General features: G+C 44.6%; 19 protein-coding genes. 16 read left to right on the top strand and 3 right to left on the bottom strand.

The window, feature by feature from the left end; all coding sequences use genetic code 11:
• Positions 1 to 37 precede the first annotated feature (37 nt).
• The 3 genes from HRQ85_RS19110 to flgA form a co-directional block, all read right to left on the bottom strand.
• On the bottom strand, positions 38 to 463 hold the full coding sequence (locus HRQ85_RS19110) for a flagella synthesis protein FlgN (RefSeq protein WP_172380370.1): 426 nt from the start codon (positions 461 to 463) through the stop codon (positions 38 to 40).
• A gap of 66 nt (positions 464 to 529) precedes the next feature.
• Positions 530 to 847 (bottom strand): flagellar biosynthesis anti-sigma factor FlgM, encoded by a 318-nt coding sequence (gene flgM, locus HRQ85_RS19105; protein ID WP_017062263.1) that lies wholly within the window; start codon positions 845 to 847, stop codon positions 530 to 532.
• Between the two features lie 178 nt (positions 848 to 1,025).
• The gene (gene flgA, locus HRQ85_RS19100; protein WP_172380369.1) at positions 1,026 to 1,772 is read right to left on the bottom strand and encodes a flagellar basal body P-ring formation chaperone FlgA; all 747 of its coding nucleotides are present in this window, start codon (positions 1,770 to 1,772) and stop codon (positions 1,026 to 1,028) included.
• Positions 1,773 to 1,849: 77 nt separating this feature from the next.
• On the opposite strand from flgA, the gene HRQ85_RS19095 reads away from it, so the two are divergent.
• The 16 genes from HRQ85_RS19095 to HRQ85_RS19020 all read left to right on the top strand — a co-directional run bounded on the left by HRQ85_RS19095 (position 1,850) and on the right by HRQ85_RS19020 (position 20,078).
• Positions 1,850 to 2,776, top strand: a complete 927-nt coding sequence (locus HRQ85_RS19095; RefSeq protein ID WP_048609568.1) for a chemotaxis protein CheV — start codon at positions 1,850 to 1,852, stop codon at positions 2,774 to 2,776.
• 11 nt (positions 2,777 to 2,787) lie between these two features.
• Positions 2,788 to 3,615, top strand: coding sequence for a protein-glutamate O-methyltransferase (locus HRQ85_RS19090; RefSeq protein ID WP_004736174.1), 828 nt, complete (start codon positions 2,788 to 2,790; stop codon positions 3,613 to 3,615).
• A gap of 255 nt (positions 3,616 to 3,870) precedes the next feature.
• Positions 3,871 to 4,266 carry a flagellar basal body rod protein FlgB gene (flgB, locus tag HRQ85_RS19085; RefSeq protein ID WP_004736175.1) on the top strand — a complete coding sequence of 132 codons (396 nt, stop codon included), beginning with the start codon at positions 3,871 to 3,873 and terminating at the stop codon, positions 4,264 to 4,266.
• Between the two features lie 4 nt (positions 4,267 to 4,270).
• Complete coding sequence (flgC, locus tag HRQ85_RS19080) at positions 4,271 to 4,684, top strand: flagellar basal body rod protein FlgC (RefSeq protein WP_172380368.1); 414 nt, start codon at positions 4,271 to 4,273, stop codon at positions 4,682 to 4,684.
• Between the two features lie 17 nt (positions 4,685 to 4,701).
• Positions 4,702 to 5,415, top strand: coding sequence for a flagellar hook assembly protein FlgD (flgD, locus tag HRQ85_RS19075; RefSeq protein WP_010439286.1), 714 nt, complete (start codon positions 4,702 to 4,704; stop codon positions 5,413 to 5,415).
• Positions 5,416 to 5,464: 49 nt separating this feature from the next.
• Positions 5,465 to 6,769, top strand: a complete 1,305-nt coding sequence (gene flgE / locus HRQ85_RS19070; RefSeq protein WP_017062260.1) for a flagellar hook protein FlgE — start codon at positions 5,465 to 5,467, stop codon at positions 6,767 to 6,769.
• 253 nt (positions 6,770 to 7,022) lie between these two features.
• A complete protein-coding gene (locus HRQ85_RS19065) occupies positions 7,023 to 7,772 on the top strand; it encodes a flagellar basal body rod protein FlgF (protein ID WP_172380367.1) in 750 nt (249 codons plus the stop codon).
• Positions 7,773 to 7,793: 21 nt separating this feature from the next.
• Positions 7,794 to 8,582, top strand: coding sequence for a flagellar basal-body rod protein FlgG (flgG, locus tag HRQ85_RS19060; protein WP_017062259.1), 789 nt, complete (start codon positions 7,794 to 7,796; stop codon positions 8,580 to 8,582).
• An 88-nt stretch (positions 8,583 to 8,670) separates the two neighbouring features.
• Positions 8,671 to 9,447, top strand: a complete 777-nt coding sequence (flgH, locus tag HRQ85_RS19055) for a flagellar basal body L-ring protein FlgH (protein WP_048609565.1) — start codon at positions 8,671 to 8,673, stop codon at positions 9,445 to 9,447.
• Between the two features lie 94 nt (positions 9,448 to 9,541).
• Positions 9,542 to 10,633, top strand: a complete 1,092-nt coding sequence (locus tag HRQ85_RS19050; protein WP_017076828.1) for a flagellar basal body P-ring protein FlgI — start codon at positions 9,542 to 9,544, stop codon at positions 10,631 to 10,633.
• An 11-nt stretch (positions 10,634 to 10,644) separates the two neighbouring features.
• Positions 10,645 to 11,571: a flagellar assembly peptidoglycan hydrolase FlgJ gene (flgJ, locus tag HRQ85_RS19045; RefSeq protein WP_172380366.1), complete on the top strand. Its 927-nt coding sequence runs from the start codon at positions 10,645 to 10,647 to the stop codon at positions 11,569 to 11,571.
• Between the two features lie 209 nt (positions 11,572 to 11,780).
• Positions 11,781 to 13,661 carry a flagellar hook-associated protein FlgK gene (flgK, locus tag HRQ85_RS19040; protein WP_172380365.1) on the top strand — a complete coding sequence of 627 codons (1,881 nt, stop codon included), beginning with the start codon at positions 11,781 to 11,783 and terminating at the stop codon, positions 13,659 to 13,661.
• Positions 13,662 to 13,671: 10 nt separating this feature from the next.
• Positions 13,672 to 14,862, top strand: coding sequence for a flagellar hook-associated protein FlgL (flgL, locus tag HRQ85_RS19035; RefSeq protein ID WP_123301871.1), 1,191 nt, complete (start codon positions 13,672 to 13,674; stop codon positions 14,860 to 14,862).
• A gap of 410 nt (positions 14,863 to 15,272) precedes the next feature.
• Positions 15,273 to 16,409, top strand: coding sequence for a flagellin (locus tag HRQ85_RS19030; RefSeq protein ID WP_123301870.1), 1,137 nt, complete (start codon positions 15,273 to 15,275; stop codon positions 16,407 to 16,409).
• Between the two features lie 647 nt (positions 16,410 to 17,056).
• Positions 17,057 to 18,190, top strand: coding sequence for a flagellin (locus HRQ85_RS19025; RefSeq protein ID WP_048659821.1), 1,134 nt, complete (start codon positions 17,057 to 17,059; stop codon positions 18,188 to 18,190).
• 757 nt (positions 18,191 to 18,947) lie between these two features.
• On the top strand, positions 18,948 to 20,078 hold the full coding sequence (locus tag HRQ85_RS19020) for a flagellin (RefSeq protein WP_086971088.1): 1,131 nt from the start codon (positions 18,948 to 18,950) through the stop codon (positions 20,076 to 20,078).
• Positions 20,079 to 20,156: the final 78 nt, after the last annotated feature.

Below are 20,156 nucleotides of genomic sequence, written 5' to 3'. Positions count from 1 at the left end.
AGACTTAAGTAGGAGTGTTGTTGAAGAGGTAGCTTAACTAGGCTTTTACGTTGGTTCCCAGCGTGGAAATAGTATGCGTTTGACCACCTGCATTGTAGGTCATGCCAATTTTACCGTGGCTTTGCTGCATCATATTGCTGAGTTTTTTGAAGCTAAGGTGTGCTCGATTCAAGGCTTCGCCATTAACAAGGTTCGCTTGCTGGCAATCGTGCACTATCGACTGGATCTTTGTGACTAACTGAGCAAGTTCAGGATTCTCGGTCAGTTCTGAGATATTGGTATGGGTCGCGATTCGCTGATCGGTTGATCTTAATTGTTCAACAAGGACTACTTTTTCTTTGGCGATTCGCTCAATATCGTTTGATTGTCGGCTCGTAATAGCGGTTTTCTCTGAACTTATTAATTCAGATAAGGCTTTGGCATTTTGAAGTTGAAAATTAACTAAATCTGCTAGTGCCGCCATAACGTAAACCTATTCATAACCTCGTATGCTTTAAGACAATCACTTCAATCAAAAGTGAGTGTTGGCTTAAAGACCTTTTAATTCATCTTCGAACTTGATCATGTTGTCTGCCAGTTTTTCTGGATCAACAGTGTATGAACCGTTCGCAATCGCTTCTTTGATCGCTGCTACTTTCACAGAATCAAAGCTTGGTTGTGCTGCCATATCTTGGTGGAGCTGACCAATCGCTTTGCCTTGTTGGCTAAGTGAAACCGCATCTTTGCTTGCTGGTGATTTAGTTGATACATCAGAACGTGATGCCTCAGAACTAGAATCAGAGCGTACTGCTGATCGGTTAGTGGTCGTTAGGGTTTGCCCTGAACGAATATTATCAATGCCTGCCATAGTTAAGCCTTTTTCTTCAAAAATGGGAACCTGTACAGTCAATATCGACCAAGGGTTCGAATACTTTAGCAATTTTTAGCTCAATAGTCGAAAAGCGACAAAACACCGCCGCCGTCATATTTGGCGTTAGATTAGAGAGTGAAATCGCTAACGATACCGTCAATTTAGAAGTAAAGAGTTAAAAGTAAACTGTGACTTCAGACATGCTGGTAACAATTCCTTCAATTATACGCTGTGATTTGTCATTTTTCACTCTTACTTGATCACCCATAGAGCCATCGGTAAGCGCAGTCCCTTTGGTGGTAATGGTCATGCCACCTTTTACTGCCTGTATGATAACCTTCTCGTTTCGGCAGACGACACAGATATCACCTCTTTCTACAACATCGCCCGGTCTTAGGTTCTTTTTTACCTTAACGCCGATGACTTGTTGTGGGGCTGTGAAACCTTGGCGACGAAACTTGTTAAGAGAAATCATAGCGGTGGTGACATCGTATTGACCGACGATTTCGCCTCTCGCGAGTGAACGAGTGGTGGTGACAAGGGGCACCGACATCGAAAGACGCACGGGTACATAAACGCGCCACTCATCAGGAACACATTGCACTAAAACCGTAATACTGCTGCGGGTATTGGTGGTGGTTGAGGCGCTGGTCTCTAAAGGAATTGGGCAGTCTGTCGCTTTGATTCTTGAATCAACATTTGCTGAATTAACAAAGAGTTCGCCGCCTTGTGGCTGCTCTACCGTATCAAGGATATGTTGTTCTGCTGCAGACTGAATCATCTCAATTTGTTCTGGGGTCGCAGCTTGTACAAAAAAACTAAACAATATTGATAAAATGCCGATAAACTTAGCGACAGTTTTAAAAGTAGCTCTACACATTGCTATGGAAAAAAGCGGCAGATTTGTTTTATAATACATCATTCTGTTTCTCTAGTGGTTCGTAGCCTGCAGTAGACTAACACTTTTTATCCAAAAAAGTTTGATATGGAGATGAGCTCATGACGGGTATTCTTGATTCGGTGAATCAGCGTACGCAACTCGTCGGTCAAAACCGATTAGAATTACTAACCTTTCGCCTAATGGGGCGTCAGCGTTACGGCATTAATGTCTTTAAAGTAAAAGAAGTGCTTCAATGCCCTAAGCTGACGAAGATGCCAAACTTGAACCCACTGGTTAAAGGTGTCGCACACATTCGTGGCCAAACGATCTCTGTGATCGACTTGAGCTTAGCGATTGGTGGCCGTCCTACAACGGATGTTGAAAAGTGTTTTGTGGTTATCTCTGAGTTTAACCGAACCATTCAAGGTTTCTTGGTAAGTTCAGTAGAGCGCATTATTAACATGCACTGGGAATCGATTCTTCCGCCGCCGGATGGCGCAGGTAGAGCTAACTACCTGACAGCGGTAACCAACATTGACAATGAATTGGTAGAAATTCTCGATGTTGAGAAGATCCTTGCAGAAATTTCTCCTGTTGATGAAACAATGGACAGCAAGATTGCTGAAGACATTGCGAAAGTAGAACAAGAGAAAGAACTGGTTCGTCGCATTTTGATCGCTGATGACTCGACCGTTGCTCGTAAGCAGGTCCAACGTGCTATTGAGTCAATTGGCTTTGAAGTTATCTCAGTGAAAGATGGTAAAGAGGCCTATGAGAAGCTGGTGCAGATGTCATCAGAAGGCAGTATTTACGACCAGATTTCGTTGGTGATTTCAGATATCGAAATGCCAGAGATGGATGGATACACGCTAACTGCTGAGATTCGTCGTCACGCCGAACTTAAAGATTTATACGTAATTTTACACTCATCATTGAGTGGTGTATTTAACCAAGCCATGGTTGAACGCGTAGGAGCTAACTCCTTCATCGCGAAATTCAACCCTGATGAGCTTGGTGCAGCGGTAAAAGCTGCGTTAACTAACTAAAAGAGACATTAATGACTGCTATAACAATAAGTGATCAAGAGTATCGCGATTTCAGCCGTTTCTTAGAATCTCAATGTGGCATTGTATTAGGTGACAGCAAGCAGTATTTAGTGCGCAGTCGTTTAAGCCCATTAGTAACGAAGTTTAAGTTAGCTTCGTTATCTGATTTGTTGAGAGATGTAGTAACAGGTCGAAACCGTGAGCTGCGTGTGGCTGCTGTCGATGCCATGACGACGAACGAGACACTTTGGTTCCGTGATACTTACCCGTTTGCTGTGCTTGCGGATAAGCTTCTACCGGAAATAGCGGCAAATAAACGTCCTATTAAGATTTGGTCTGCCGCAAGCTCTTCAGGCCAAGAAGCATACTCAATGGCAATGACGATTCTTGAAACTCAAGCTCGTAAGCCGGGTATGCTGCCAAATGTATCGATTACCGCAACTGACATCTCAGCAAGTATGTTGGATATGTGCCGCACGGGCGCGTACGACAACCTAGCTTTGGGACGCGGACTTTCCCCTGAGCGTCGTCGTACCTTCTTTGAAGATGCGGGTGATGGTCGTATGAAAGTGAAAGACAACGTGAAGCGCATGGTGAACTTCCGTCCTCAAAACTTGATGGACAGCTATGCATTGTTAGGCAAGTTCGACATCATTTTTTGTCGTAACGTGCTGATTTACTTCTCACCTGATATGAAGTCAAAGGTACTTAACCAGATGGCAAACAGCCTCAACCCTGGTGGTTACCTACTATTGGGTGCGTCTGAATCGTTAACAGGCTTAACGGATCGTTTTGAAATGGTTCGCTGTAATCCAGGCATCATCTACAAATTAAAGTAATGAATAGCACCAGTATAAGGTGCGACGTTACTGCTTAAATTCAAAACCCAGCCAAGTGCTGGGTTTTCTTTTTCCGGCTTAAGCTATATCTTTAAGTCAGAGTGACATTCCAATTTACTCTATTTTTTGGCTTGTATATTGCAAGTTTACCTACGAGTAACCTGTAAAAGTATTGATAGACCGCTTTGTTTTAAAAGTTGGTATATATATTGCTTTGGTTATTTCATAACAGTCAGTTCTTGAGTTGAGGTTTACATGGCTATTTCTTTTGACAATGCTTTGGGCATTCACCAGCACACAGTTGGTGTACGTGAGCGTAACGCTGAGGTGCTTTCCACCAATATCGCGCAAGCAAACACGCCTGGGTATAAAGCAAAGGGATTAGACTTTAAGAAATCACTGCAAGCGGCAAGTTCTGGGGCAAGCATTGGTCTTAGCCGTACAGATGGTCGGCACATTTCTGCCTCAACAACGGTGAACGGGGAAACGAAGTATCGCATTCCTACCCAACCTGATACAGGAGATGGCAACACGGTTGATTTGGATTTGGAAAGAAACCTTTTCATGCAAAACCAAATTAGGCATCAAGCCTCTCTCGACTTCTTAGGAAGTAAGTTCAAGAATTTAACTAAAGCGATTAAAGGGGAATAATTAGATGAGCTTATTTAATGTATTCAATGTGACTGGTTCTGCGATGAGTGCTGAATCTGTTCGTCTAAATACGACCTCGAGCAACCTCGCGAACGCGGACAGTGTAAGTAGTTCTGTTGAAGAAACTTACAAGGCTCGCCACGCAGTGTTCGGCGCTGAGTTAAATCGAGCACGTAACAGTGACCACACTGTGCCTGTGAAAGTACTAGGTATTGTAGAAAGCGATAAGCCGCTGAGCGCGGAGTACAACCCGGATCACCCATTAGCGAACAACGAAGGCTATATCTACAAGCCTAACGTAAACGTTATGGAAGAGATGGCAAACATGATTTCGGCATCACGTGCGTACCAAACGAACGTACAGGTTGCTGACTCGAGTAAACAAATGCTGCTGCGTACGCTGCAGATGGGTCAATAAGGATAAGGAGGTAGCACATGGCTGGAATCAACAACAATGTTGGTCAAAGCGGCTTGTCCTATGTTGACCAGCTGAAGAGTCTTCAAGATGGCGCTAAGAAGCCCGACGAAACAACAGGTAAGCAGGATCTTAAACAAGAAGACTTCTTATCTTTGTTGACTAAGCAACTAGCACAACAAGACCCTTTCAAGCCGGTTAGCAATGACCAGATGATTGCGCAAATGGCTTCATTTGCGACCGTAGATGGCATTGGCAAAATGAATACACAGTTTGAAAGCTTGAATTCATCAATGACCTCTAACCAAGCACTTCAAGCATCCTCTTTGGTTGGCCGTGATGTATTGGTTCCTGGTGCGGCAGGTGTAAAACCCGGTGATGGCGGTATGGCGGCAATGGTTAAGCTTCCTCAGGCAATGGACAATGTAATGGTCCGTGTTGAAAACGAAGTTGGCCAATTGGTTCGCACATTTGATATCGGCTCTAAACCATCTGGTGATACACGTGTTGAATGGGACGGAAAAGACGAAGACGGTAATCCATTGCCGGCCGGTAAATACAACGTGAAAGCGTCGGGTTTGCTGGATGGCGAGAACACAGAGTTCCAAGTTTCCAGTTATGCGAACGTGAACAGTGTGCTTCTTGGTAAGGGCGATGGCAACGTACTACTCAATCTGGCTGGTTTCACATCGCCAGTACGACTTGCTGAAGTACTAGAAGTTGGTAAAGCGTAGCTCTTTATTGAGTGACTATGCTAGCTAGATAGATTAGGAGAATAATGGAATGTCATATGTAGCTTTAAGCGGCCTATCCGCTGCACAATTAGACCTGAATACAACCAGTAACAACATTGCGAACGCAAACACATTCGGCTTTAAAGAGTCTCGTGCCGAGTTCGGTGATGTTTATTCAAGCTCGTTGTTCACTAACGCAAAAACGACGGCAGGTGGCGGTGCGCAAGCTAGCCAAGTGGCGCAACAGTTCCACGAAGGTTCAAGTATTTATACGAACAACCCAATGGACTTACGTGTAAGTGGTACAGGTTTCTTTGCAGTATCGAAAGACCGCATGGTGCCAGAGATTAACGAATTAACGCGTAATGGTGCATTTCACCTAAACAAAGACAACTACATGGTTACCGCTAACGATGAGTTTCTGTTAGGTTACGATGTTGATCCAAACTCGGGTGAAGTTCTTTCTTATGCGCCAAAGCCTCTCGACATTCCTGCTGAGTTTGGTAAACCAAAACAGACAGAAAACATTGAAGTAGGGGTTAACCTTCCTGCAAACGGTGATCTTAAAGACCCGGCTGCATTTAACTTCAAAGATGCTGATACTTATAACCGTGCAACGTCTTCGACGGTATACGATTCTATGGGTCAGTCTTACAAGTTAACGACTTACTACCTCAAAGATCAGACTCAACCAAACACTTGGCAAACGTACTACACCATGTCAGATGAGAACGGTGAAAAGCCGGTCAACATTACTGGTGGTGATGCGACGAATGCACAAGGTCATGTTGGTCACACAATGAAGTTCAACAATGACGGTACGTTAGCAAGCCTGAACAATGGTCAACCGATTAACTCGGAACCACTGGGTGCTGGCGCGAACCCAATTGACTTGAACGGTGCCGATCCAACTCAAGTGCTTAAGTTTGGTCTAGATTCTTCAACTCAGTTTGCTGCTCCGTTTGAATTGACTAAGTTTGATGAAGATGGCGCGACAACAGGTTTCTTAACCAAAATCGATTTCGATGAGTACGGCAGTGTTTTAGGTACTTACTCAAATGGTGAAAACGTGATGCTTGGCCGTGTAGGCTTGGTTCGTGTACCAAATGAGCAAGGTCTGGATAAGAAAGGCGGTACTCAATGGGATTCTACCAACGACTCTGGTGACAAGATCTGGGGTGAATCGAACAAAGGTTCATTTGGTAGCATCAACAACGGTTCGCTAGAGCAGTCGAACATCGATATGACTCAAGAACTGGTTGATTTGATTTCTGCTCAACGTAACTTCCAAGCGAACTCGCGTTCTCTAGAAGTACACAACCAACTACAACAGAATATTCTTCAGATTCGTTAATCGTTTCGAGCGTTTGAATCATCTGCGAATACCCAATTCAATGTTATTGAATTGGGTATTGTTGTTTGTCTTCTTATTTGCCGCCCCTATTGCCGCACGGTAATGCCACTGGCAACAATTCTTCCTGAATGATCCTTTAATGATCACCCCTCTTTGTTCATTTTCTATTTAAATTATTGATAAATAACAGTTAAAAATATTGGCACAGTGTTTGCTTTATAAGCTCTAGAAGATGATTTTTTGGAGCAAAATTATGGATCGCGCACTGTTTCTTGCCATGAGTGGCGCAAAGCAAAATATGCAGGCTTTGCAGCTACGTGCAAACAACCTTGCCAACGTAAGTACAACGGGTTTCCGTGCTGATTTAGCACAAGCACGTTCAATGCAAGCGTATGGTGAAGGCATGCCTACTCGTGTTTTCAGCATGACAGAGCGTCCTGGTCATAATTTTGCGCAAGGTAGTGTGGTTACCACTGGCCGAGATCTCGATGTTACCGTTCAAGGTGATGGCTGGATTTCAGTTATGGATAACACCGGCCGCGAAGGTTTAACGCGTAACGGTAACCTTAAGGTTGACCAAAACGGTTTGCTAACCAATGCAAGTGGCCATTTGGTGCTAGGTGAAAACGATGCGCCAATCACGCTGCCCATCCCAATCAGTAAAGTAGAAATTGGTACTGACGGTACGATTTCGGTGATTCCTCAAGGCGCTCCAGCTGAAGAATTGGCCGTCGTTGATCGTATTAAGCTTGTGCGTCCAGACAATCAAAGTTTGTTTAAAGACACGAATGGTCTATTCCGTTCGAAAAACCCAGATCAGGAATACGAAGAAGATGCAGCGGTAACGTTGCTAAAAGGTGCTATCGAAGGCAGTAACGTAAATGCCGTAGGTGAAATGACCAGCTTAATTGACTTACAACGTCAATTTGAAATGCAGGTCAAGATGATGAGCACAGCAGAGGAAATGGACAAGTCGTCTGATTCACTGCTTCGTATGAGCTAATAGAATTTCAAGGACATTGCTATGCATCCAGCATTATGGGTAAGTAAAACGGGTTTAGACGCCCAACAAACCAATATCTCAACGATTTCGAACAACCTTGCCAACGCCTCGACCATTGGTTTTAAAAAGAGCCGCGCGGTATTTGAAGACCTGTTCTACCAGAATATTAATCAACCGGGTGGTCAATCGTCTCAGAATACTGAGCTGCCAAGTGGTTTGATGCTGGGTGCCGGTTCTAAGGTAGTTGCAACTCAAAAAGTGCACACTCACGGTAACGCACAAACGACATCTAACAGCCTAGACATGATGATTGAAGGCGACGGTTTCTTCCAAGTTGAAATGCCAGACGGTGAAACAGGTTACAGCCGCAATGGTCAGTTCACACTGAACGGTGAAGGCGCGATCGTAACGTCGGGTCAAGGTTATCCTCTACAACCAGAAATCGTGATTCCTGAAGACGCGATCTCGGTAACGGTTGGTAACGACGGTGAAGTATCAGTTCGTCTACGTGGTGAGCAAAACAACGTCGTGGTTGGTCAAATTACCATTACTGACTTTGTAAACCCGGGTGGTCTAGAGCCAGTAGGTCAAAACCTTTACTTGCCAACTGGCGCGAGTGGCGACCCACAAGAGGGTGTACCGGGTTTTGATGGCCTAGGTAACATCCGCCAATCGATGCTAGAAACATCGAACGTAAACGTAACCGAAGAGCTAGTGAATATGATCGAAGCTCAACGTGTTTACGAAATGAACTCGAAAGTTATCTCGTCAGTAGACAAGATGATGAGCTTTGTTAACCAACAGCTGTAATTGGTTTATTCGCCGTTTACTTTTTTAATTAATCGATCTGTTTCTGCAAATTGATCCATTTACCACTGTCTGCTGAGAGTATATCGCCATGAAACGTATTTTTTGTTTAGCTTTGTTTATGTCTATGTCGGGCTGTGCTGTGCTGGACCCGATCGAGACTCCGGCAGAAGAAAATGCAACCACAGTGGTTGATGCTGTGGAAGGTGATAAGTCGGCGCAAGAGAGCTCAGGCATTATCGACACGCTTCGTGGTAGAACCGATCCAATTGCTGGTGACCCAGCATGGGCGCCAATCAACCCAAAGCAGAAACCAGAGCATTACGCAGCGGCAACGGGCTCACTGTTTAATGTGAACCACATTGGCAGCATGTATGACGACTCAAAGCCTCGTGGTATTGGTGACATAATTACAGTAGCGCTAGATGAGAATACTAAAGCGACCAAAAAAGCCAATGCAGACATGTCTAAGTCTAACGATGCATCGATGGAGCCACTGGCTGTTGGTGGTCAAGAGCTGACGATCGACAAGTACAACTTCTCTTATGACCTGAGCAACACCAATACCTTTGCGGGTGATGCGTCAGCCAACCAAAGTAACAGTATCAGCGGTTACATTACCGTTGAAGTCATCGAAGTATTAGCCAATGGTAACCTAGTGGTTCGTGGTGAGAAGTGGATGACACTGAACACGGGCGATGAGTACATCCGCCTAAGCGGCACCATCCGTCCAGACGATATTGACTTTGAAAATACCATCGCTTCAAACCGTGTTTCTAACGCGCGAATTCAGTACTCAGGGACTGGCGTACAGAAAGATATGCAAGAGCCTGGATTCTTGGCACGATTCTTTAATGTATCACTGTAGAGCTTGAGAGGGTGTCGACATACTGACAGCCTCTACCACGCAGCCATATTTAGCTAAGCTATTATAAATTAAAGCAATACAGACAGGTTACTCAATGAAAAAACTAACACTCGTACTATTCGGCATGCTATTTCTTGCCACCAGTGCCCATGCTGCGCGCATCAAAGATGTGGCAAAAGTGGCGGGTGTTCGTAGTAACCAACTTGTCGGTTATGGTTTGGTGACAGGTTTGCCGGGTACAGGTGAGACAACTCCCTTTACCGATCAAACGTTTAACGCGATGCTGCAAAATTTTGGCATTCAATTGCCGCCCGGCACCAAGCCAAAAACCAAAAACGTAGCGGCAGTAATTGTTACCGCGGAACTTCCGGCATTCTCTAAGCAAGGTCAGGAAGTTGACGTAACCGTTTCTTCTATCGGTTCGGCAAAAAGCTTACGTGGCGGTACTCTGCTACAAACCTTCCTCAAAGGTCTAGACGGTCAGGTGTACGCGGTCGCACAAGGTAACTTGGTAGTAAGCGGCTTTAGCGCACAAGGTAACGACGGTTCTAAGATTGTCGGTAACAACCCTAACGTGGGTATCATCTCTAGCGGTGCAACAGTAGAACAAGAGATCCCAACCCCATTCGGCCGTGGCGACTATATCACCTTTAACCTAATTCAATCTGATTTCACAACGGCTCAGCGTTTGGCTGATGCGGTTAACAACTTCCTAGGTCCACAGATGGCGTCTGCGGTAGACGCGACGTCTGTAAAAGTTCGCGCTCCTCGAGAAATCAGCCAACGCGTGGCTTTCTTGTCGGCAATCGAAAACATCGAATTTGATCCTGCAGAGGGTTCTGCAAAAATCATTGTTAACTCTCGTACCGGTACCATTGTGGTAGGTAAGCATGTTCGTCTAAGAGCAGCCGCGGTCACCCACGGTGGTATGACGGTTGCAATCAAAGAAAACTTAAACGTAAGCCAACCGAATGCATTCTCTGGTGGCCAAACGGTAGTGGTTCCTGATTCTGATATCGAAATCACGGAAGGCGATGGCAAGATGTTCAAATTTGAACCTGGCCTAACGCTGGACGATTTGGTCCGCGCAGTCAATGAAGTGGGCGCTGCACCTTCTGATTTAATGGCAATCCTTCAAGCACTGAAACAAGCGGGTGCGATTGAAGGTCAGTTGATCATTATCTAAGGGGGCAAAGCATGATTAAGAATAACAATGATATCGGCTTTATTCACGATATCGGCAGTCTAGACCGCCTTCGTCAACAAGCGGTAAACGGTGAAGAAGGCAGCGAGAAAGAAGCATTAACCGCTGCGGCAAAACAGTTTGAATCGATTTTCACCTCGATGTTGTTTAAGTCAATGCGCGATGCGAACTCGAGCTTTAAGTCGGATATGCTGAACAGCCAGAATGAGCAGTTTTATCGTCAGATGCAAGATGACCAAATGGCGAGCGAACTCAGTGCATCAGGTTCGCTCGGTCTTGCGGACATGATTGTTGCTCAGTTAAGCGCTGGCCAAGCAAGCGACGCCTCTGAAGAGAAGGTTCGCAGTGAGGGCTTTGATGCTTCATTGCAAAGACCGCAATATTCAGGCCGTTCGGAAGAGCGAGTGTCAGACGTTCAATCTGCCCAAGTTGCGTCTAAAGCAAAACAGCCAGTATCCTTTGATTCTCCAGAATCGTTTGTGACTTCAATGAAGCCTTACGCTGAAAAAGCGGCAAGTGCACTTGGTGTGGACTCGTCTCTACTATTGGCACAAGCTGCCCTTGAGACGGGTTGGGGTTCTAAAATGGTTAAGAACTCTTTGGGTAACAGTAATAACCTATTCAACATCAAAGCAGACAGAAGCTGGAAAGGTGATAAGGTTGCTACGCAGACACTTGAGTTCCATGGCAAAACAGCCTTTAAAGAGTCGGCTTCTTTCCGTTCTTACTCAAACTTTGAAGATAGCTTTAACGACTATGTGAAGTTCTTGAACGAAAACCCAAGATACGAAACGGCATTGCAGCATCAAGGCAACTCAGAGAATTTCATCAAAGGTATTCACCAAGCAGGTTACGCAACCGACCCTAACTATGCAGACAAGGTTTTGCGAGTTAAAGCCAAGATTGACGAGATGAACTAGCGTTATTGAATGTACTCGAGAGCTTGCCATTGGCAGGCTCTTTTCTTATCTGCCACCTCAAAGTTTGCTGCGAAGCCCTTAGTTATCTCCTTACACTTCAATAAATTATTGTCTTTTAGCTTTCCGTCATCTCTATTGGCACATATATTGCTTTTTAAACTGGTAGTTAATCAGTTTATCCTGATTTTGTTAAGTTTTTTGGGGGCATTATGGCGTCGGATCTTCTGAATGTAGGGGCACAAAGTGTTCTTACTGCTCAGAGACAGCTAAACACCACAGGTCATAACATTTCTAACGCCAACACAGAGGGCTATAGCCGCCAATCTGTGATTCAAGGTGTGAATGACCCGCGTCAGTACGGTGGCCAAAGCTACGGTATGGGTGTGCATGTGGAAAATGTTCGCCGCTCTTGGGACCAATTTGCCGTCAACGAACTTAACTTATCGACAACCAATGCCGCCAATAAAGGCGACACCGAAGCGAACCTCGATATGCTGTCGAGTATGCTGTCATCGGTTGCATCGAAGAAGATTCCAGAAAACCTCAATGAATGGTTTGATTCGGTTAAAACATTAGCCGATACACCGAATGATGTCGGTGCTCGAAAAGTTGTATTAGAAAAGGCTGGACTACTCAGCAAGACGTTAAATGAATTCCATGAAACGGTTCGTCAACAGTCTGATTCTACGAATAAAAAATTAGATATGGGTATCGAGCGAGTTAACCAACTAGCGTACGAGATCCGTGATGTTCAGCGTTTAATGATGCGAACTCCTGGGCCTCATAATGACCTACGAGATCAGCACGAAAAGTTGATTAATGAGCTTTCTGGTTACACCAAAGTAACAGTGACACCACGCTCAAATGCCGAAGGGTTTAATGTCCATATTGGTAATGGCCACACCTTGGTCTCTGGTAGTGAAGCAAGCCAATTAAAAATGGTTGATGGTTTACCCGATGCACATCAGCGCCGCCTAGCGATTGTTGAAGGTAAATCTTTAAAACCGATCACCAGCAGTGATATCGACGGAAAAATCGGCGCCATGCTAGACATGCGTGACGAACATATCCCGGCAATCATGGATGAGCTTGGTCGTTTGGCGACCGCGTTTTCATATGAGGTAAATAGTCTTCAAGAACAAGGTTTGGATCTTAACGGCAACGTGGGTAAGAACCTGTTTACCGATGTGAACTCAGAGCTGGTGGCAAAATCTCGTGTCACGGCTAGCGGGCAATCGAAAGCAGATGTTGCGGTATACATTGATGATACCTCTGCCTTAAAAGGCGGTGAGTATGGCCTGAAATACGATGGCAGTGACTATGTCGTGACTAAGCCAAACGGTGAGACCGTTAAGATGGCGATCGACTCTAGCGGTAGTGCTTTTTATCTTGATGGCATGCGAGTGGAAGTACGTAACCCTCCAGAACTAGGAGAGAAGCTGTTACTGCGTCCAACGCGTAATTTTGCTGCTCAAATGCAGATGGAAACCAAAGACCCGAAAGACATTGCCGCGCAAAGTTATGAGGCATCGACCACGTTTGCTAAGGGTACTGCTGGTTTCAAAATTCTAGAAGCAGGTCAACTGCGTGAGTTTGAAGTGATTGTCTCACCAAAAGGTGAGCAGTTTGCTGTGACGGATCCGAAGGGTAACATTTTAATGCAGCCTCAACCGTATCCGCCACAAGGGCCAGTGACCATCAACGGTACGACGTTTGAGCTCACACCCGGCGCGGTGGCAAACGATAAGTTTACGGCAAACCTTGTCCCATCAGAAGGTGACAACGGTAACCTGCGTAAGCTGCAAGATCTTCAAACAGGAAAGCTGTTGAATGATGGTGAGTCTACGATTTTAGACCTTTACCACAACCTGAATACCAATACGGGCTTGAAGTCTTCAACGGCCAATCGCCTGAGTGATATTGCGACGTTAGAAAAACAGTCGGCTCAAGAACGTATAGCTTCTATCTCGGGAGTAAACCTCGATGAAGAAGCGGCAAATATGATGAAATTTCAGCAAGCGTATATGGCTTCTTCACGCATCATGCAAGCAGCCAACGATACGTTTAACACTATTTTGGCTCTGAGATAGGAAGGTATAAATGTTGAATCGTATCTCTAGCTTCCATAATTATCAGTCAGTACAAAACGACTTGCGCCGTCAAGAGAACAAGGTGCATCACAACCAAGCGCAACTTGCTTCGGGTAAGAAGTTACAGTCGCCAAGTGATGACCCATTAGCGACGCACTATTTACAGAACATTGGTCAGCAGTCAGAACAGCTTAAACAGTATGTCGATGCGATTACTCTAGTCAGAAACCGTCTTGAGCATCATGAGGTATTGGTTTCTAACACTGAAGGCTTTGCTGATGAAGCTAAACGAACCGTGATGGAAATGATCAACGGTGCGCTTTCCCCTGAAGACCGTTTAGCGAAAAAGCGTGAGATCCAAGAGTTAGCGAATAACTTCCTGCACTTGGCCAACTCTCAAGATGAGTCGGGTAACTACACATTTGCAGGCACTAAGCCGAAAAATCAGCCTTTCTTTCGAGATAACGAAGGGAATGTTACGTATCAAGGTGATGACTACCAACGCAAGATGCGTGTGGCAAGCAGCTTTGAAATGGCGATGAATGATCCCGGCAGCAAAATGTTTATGGAAATAGACAACCCGTTCGGTGATTACGAGCCTCAATATGAACTTGAACCTGCGTCCGAGTTATTGCTCGGGCGTGCGACCAACAGCAATGAAGATGGGTCTACTTACAAAGTGACTTTTGTCGACATGCAGACAGGCAATTTCGCTTATCAGCTTGAAAAAGACGGCGCTGTGGTTGCGGCAGAAGATTTTGATCCTTCAACAGGCATTGTTTACGAAGGGCTGAATATTCAAGTCAAAGGCCAGATCACTAAGGGTGATTCAATCACCTTAGAGCCGAGAGAGACATTTTCGATCTTTGATACGTTCAAAGAGGCGGCAGAACAAGCAGAAAACCCTGTGTCGGATGCATCGGCAACGGCGAAATTGCACCAAGTAACAGAAGAGTTCCACGCTGCGTTTATCCATTTAACCAAGGCGAGAACCGATGTCGGTGCACGCTTGAGTACCTTGGATATTCAAGAGCAACAACATGAAGATTTTAAGTTGTCTTTGGCGAAAGCGAAAAGCAATTTTGAAGACTTGGATTATTCGAAAGCCATCATTGAGTTCAATGAAAACTCTCGAGCGCTCCAAGCTTCACAACAAGCGTTTGGCAAAACAAAAGACCTAACCTTGTTTAACTATATTTAACGATTTAGTGGTGAACTGCTGTTCATCGCGGAGTCGATTCTTTGCCTTATGTGCTATGCCATACGTGCGAATGACTCCAATGCTTGCCGCTTTTTTGTACGAAAAATTTTGTTTTTCAAGATAGCGGCAAAAAACGGCAATCAGGAGGGTATACGTTGTTTTACCCTCAAAGAACAAACAATCATAATCGCGTTTAATTTTGTGTAAGTTCTTGATTTTTATTTAATTAAAAAATTATTTATACAAAATTAAACTTGGCATACAACTTGTATCTGTGTTGGTTATAAATGATTAATACAGATCCTAAATCCTGAATAGGGTTTATCGAGTAATACACGGTCAGTGCTTATCCATATGAGAGTAAAGCTGGCCGCTTCGCAGAAAGTTTGCGAACTCATAAGGAGAGCAAAATGGCTATCAATGTAAGCACTAACGTATCTGCTATGACAGCACAACGTTACCTGAATAAAGCGTCTAATGACTTAGCGACTTCTATGGAGCGTTTGTCATCTGGTCACAAGATCAACAGCGCGAAAGACGATGCAGCGGGTCTTCAAATCTCGAACCGCTTAACGGCACAATCTCGTGGTCTTGATGTAGCAATGCGTAATGCTAACGACGGTATTTCGATTGCTCAAACCGCTGAAGGCGCGATGAACGAATCAACCAACGTACTACAACGTATGCGTGATCTAGCGATTCAATCATCAAACGGTACCAACTCTCCAGCAGAGCGTACAGCACTGAACGAAGAGTCAATGGCACTTCAAGATGAGCTTAACCGTATCGCGGAAACAACTTCGTTTGGTGGCCGTCGTCTACTGAATGGTTCATTTGGTGAAGCGTCGTTCCAGATTGGTTCTAACTCTGGTGAAGCGATGATCATGGCGTTGACTAGCATTCGTGCCGATGATTTCCGCATGGGTGGTACTACGTTTGATTCAGAAAACGCGAAAGATAAAGATTGGCAAGTGCCGCCAACTGCAAGCGATCTTAAGTTCGAATTTAAGACTAAAGCGGGCGAAGACATCGTTTTAGATATCAATACTAAAGCGGGTGACGATATTGAAGAACTGGCGACTTACATTAATGGTCAATCTGATCTAGTGAACGCATCGGTTACCGATGAAGGCCGTTTACAGTTGTTCGTTGCTGAACCTGATCTTGAGGGTTCAATGTCTATCTCTGGTGGTCTAGCATCTGAGCTAGGTATTAAGAGTGAAGGCCGTGCAACATCAGTTCAAGATATCAGCCTAACAAGCGTTGCAGGTTCACAGAACGCAATCAGTGTGATTGACTCTGCAATGAAGTACGTAGATTCACAGCGTGCTGATTTGGGTGCGAAACAGAACCGTCTAAGCCACAGTATTAATAACTTGGCAAACGTACAAGAGAACGTAGACGCTTCTAACAGCCGAATCAAAGATACGGACTTTGCGAAAGAGACGACGCAAATGACCAAGTCACAAATTCTGCAACAAGCAGGTACTTCGATACTTGCTCAAGCAAAACAGTTGCCTAACTCTGCAATGACATTATTGCAATAGTTATTGGTTGAACTTGCTGCTCGTGTTCAGACGTGAGCCATGCAGCAAGGGAAACTGGCAAGCATACTTACTATTGAGTGTTTGGCTCTCTCATCTCTCACCTGCTATCCATTTTTACGGTAAGAATGCAACGGCAAGTCGGAAATGTGTTCATTTCTCGATGATCTCCACACAGGCTCTGACGCGCCAACTAGCCCCGGTTCTCTCAAAGGAAAAGGGGCTTTTTCCTTTCTGTATTTCTTGTTTTTGCTATTTATTTTCCTGCGAATTTTCTCGCTCTACCTTTCTCAAATCTCTATTTGACGGTTCTTCTTCACGACAAATAATGTCATTTATTACACAAGATCTGCCTAAGCCAGAGATCTTTGGCGATTGATCATTTCTCCACCTTGAGTCATTTAGATGGCGATTCGTACGTTTTTCGAACAGGTTGAGATCTTTTTCCAATTGAAATCTATCGCTGTATTAGAAAGTGATGAAAATTAAGTTGTTGATAAATATTAAATTAATAATTTTTTGTGGTTTTTTGAAAGTTTTTCTAAAGCTTCTGATTTTCGCGCCGTTATTAAAAGTAACTTTGAGAGAACTACTTGGTTTTCCGAGACGTCGGAAACCGCTATACCGGAAAATCAATTGGAGAAATCACCATGGCAGTGAATGTAAATACAAACGTTTCAGCGATGACAGCGCAACGTTACCTAAACAACGCAAACAGCGCACAACAAACATCAATGGAGCGTCTAGCTTCAGGCTCAAAAATCAACAGCGCAAAAGATGACGCTGCGGGCCTACAAATCTCGAACCGTTTGAACGTTCAAAGCCGCGGCCTTGATGTTGCTGTACGTAACGCGAACGACGGTATCTCTATTGCACAAACTGCTGAAGGTGCAATGAACGAGACAACGAACATCCTGCAACGTATGCGTGATTTGTCTCTACAATCTTCAAACGGCTCAAACTCAAAATCTGAGCGTGTAGCGATTCAAGAAGAAGTAACAGCACTGAACGACGAACTAAACCGTATCGCGGAAACGACGTCTTTTGGTGGTAACAAGCTGCTTAACGGTACTCACGGTACTAAATCATTCCAAATCGGTGCGGACAACGGTGAAGCGGTAATGCTTCAACTGAAAGACATGCGCTCTGATAACGCTCAGATGGGTGGTAAGAGCTACCAAACTGAGAACGCGAAAGATAAAGATTGGAACGTTCAAGCAGGCTCTAACGACCTAAAACTGTCATTCACTGACAACTTCGGTCAAGCACAAGAAATCGACATCAGCGCAAAAGCGGGTGACGACATCGAAGAGCTAGCGACTTACATCAACGGTCAACAAGATTCTGTTAAAGCGTCTGTAACTGAAGATGGCAAGCTACAAATGTTTACTGGTAACAACAAAGTTGAAGGTGAAGTGGCATTCTCTGGCAGCCTTGCTGGCGAACTAGGCATGCAACCTGGCAAAGATGTAACGGTTGACACTATCGACGTAACATCTGTTGGCGGCGCACAAGAGTCTGTAGCAGTTATCGATGCGGCACTTAAGTATGTAGACAGCCACCGTGCTGAGCTAGGTGCTTTCCAAAACCGTTTCGACCACGCTATCAGCAACTTAGACAACATTAACGAGAACGTTAACGCATCTAAGAGCCGTATTAAAGATACCGATTTCGCGAAAGAAACGACTCAGATGACTAAGTCTCAGATCCTTTCTCAAGCTTCAAGCTCGATTCTTGCTCAAGCGAAGCAAGCACCGAACTCGGCACTTAGCCTACTAGGTTAATCGATTAAAAAGCCACGTTGACCAATAGTGTTGACGCAAGGCTTCCACAAATTAGCTCGTGGTGAGAGATGAGCGCTAAACAGACCCAGCTTCGGCTGGGTTTTTTATTGCCTGCAATTTGGCGAAAGTGTATTTGAAAAAGTGCAATGTTGGTAAGCAGGAGCAAAAGCGAGATTCCCTATCGCGTTCGTTGCTCACTGTAGGGAATGACGGGGTTGGGTTGTGGAGACTGTATAGCTGCTTTGGCAAGGTTAGATCGAGTAAATAATTACTCAGATTCAAACAATAGTTTTCAATCGTCATTCCAGAATCGAGTAGAACGAGGTATCAGGAATCTAGTTTTTTGAGGAAGGAGTTTGTTTCGTTCTTATCTACCACTGTAAGGAATGAAGAGTGAACCATAAGCCAGTGAGGTAATTAACCGTCATCCCAGAATCGAGTAGAACGAGATATCAGGGATCGCCTTTGGTCTTTATGTGCAAGGCGACACTTATCAATGAGCGAGGATAAGAAACTTTAACGAATGCTAGTCTATTAATTGAAGCCCGATCACACTTTTCTTTGTTGTTGAAAAGAATACGAAAAAAATTGCATTTTTTATTAAAGCTTCTAATTAAGGGGCCGTTAAAGGGATTGAGAGAAATGATATGTACCAATGTAAGGTGAGAGAGACACTGGTGCATAAACAAATTGACATGTATTTGTGTGAGGTGAGAGTCACATAAGTGCATTAAAAAATGCCTAAAGGAGATCAACTATGGCGATTAATGTAAACACTAATGTGTCTGCAATGACGGCTCAGCGCTACCTGAATAGCGCGGCTGAAGGTACTCAAAAATCAATGGAGCGTTTGTCTTCTGGCTATAAAATCAATAGCGCAAAAGATGATGCTGCAGGCCTACAAATCTCTAACCGCTTAACGTCGCAAAGCCGTGGCCTAGATATGGCTGTGAAAAACGCGAATGACGGTATCTCTATTGCACAAACAGCTGAAGGTGCAATGAATGAGTCAACCAACATTCTGCAACGTATGCGTGACCTTTCTCTTCAATCTTCAAATGGTTCAAACAGCAAATCTGAACGTGTTGCGATCCAAGAAGAAGTATCTGCTCTAAACACAGAACTTAACCGTATTGCTGAAACGACCTCTTTTGGTGGTAACAGGCTTCTTAACGGTACTTACGGTACCCAATCTTTCCAAATCGGCGCAGACTCCGGTGAAGCTGTAATGCTTTCTATGAGCAACATGCGTACTGACACTCAAGACATGGGTGGCAAGAGCTATGGCGTAGAAGAAGGCAAAGATGCTTCTTGGCGTGTAGGTGCTGGTGCTGATCTAACGATTAAGTACAACGATAAGTTTGGTGAAGCTCAAGAGTTGTCTATTTCTGCGAAAGAAGGCAACGATATCGAAGAGCTAGCAACTTACATCAATGGTCAAAGCCAAGACGTTAAAGCGTCTGTGGGTGAAGGCGGTAAACTGCAACTTTTCGCTTCAAGCCAAAAAGTTGAAGGTGATGTTGAGTTTGGCGGCAGCCTTGCGGGCGAACTAGGTATCGGTGCTGGTAAAGACGTTACCGTTAACGATATCGACGTAACTTCTGTTGCAGGTGCAAACGAAGCCGTATCTATCATTGATGGTGCTCTAAAATCTGTTGATAGCCAACGTGCTTCTCTAGGTGCTTTCCAAAACCGTTTTGACCACGCAATCAGCAACTTAGACAACATCAACGAAAACGTTAATGCGTCTAAGAGCCGTATCAAAGATACCGATTACGCGAAAGAAACAACAGCTATGACGAAGTCTCAAATCCTACAACAGGCGAGTACTTCTATCCTAGCTCAAGCAAAACAGTCACCATCAGCAGCTCTAAGCTTATTGGGCTAAACTTACCTCGGTAAGTAGCGGTAAACTCTACTCTGGGTAGAGTTTTACTGTTTGGCTCATAAAGGAGGGAGGGAGAGT

Source organism: Vibrio sp. Vb339 (assembly GCF_902751245.1).
GTDB classification, from domain to species: domain Bacteria; phylum Pseudomonadota; class Gammaproteobacteria; order Enterobacterales; family Vibrionaceae; genus Vibrio; species Vibrio coralliirubri.
The sequence above is the reverse complement of the archived record's forward strand: the minus strand, read 5'-3'. Positions and strand labels throughout refer to the sequence as shown.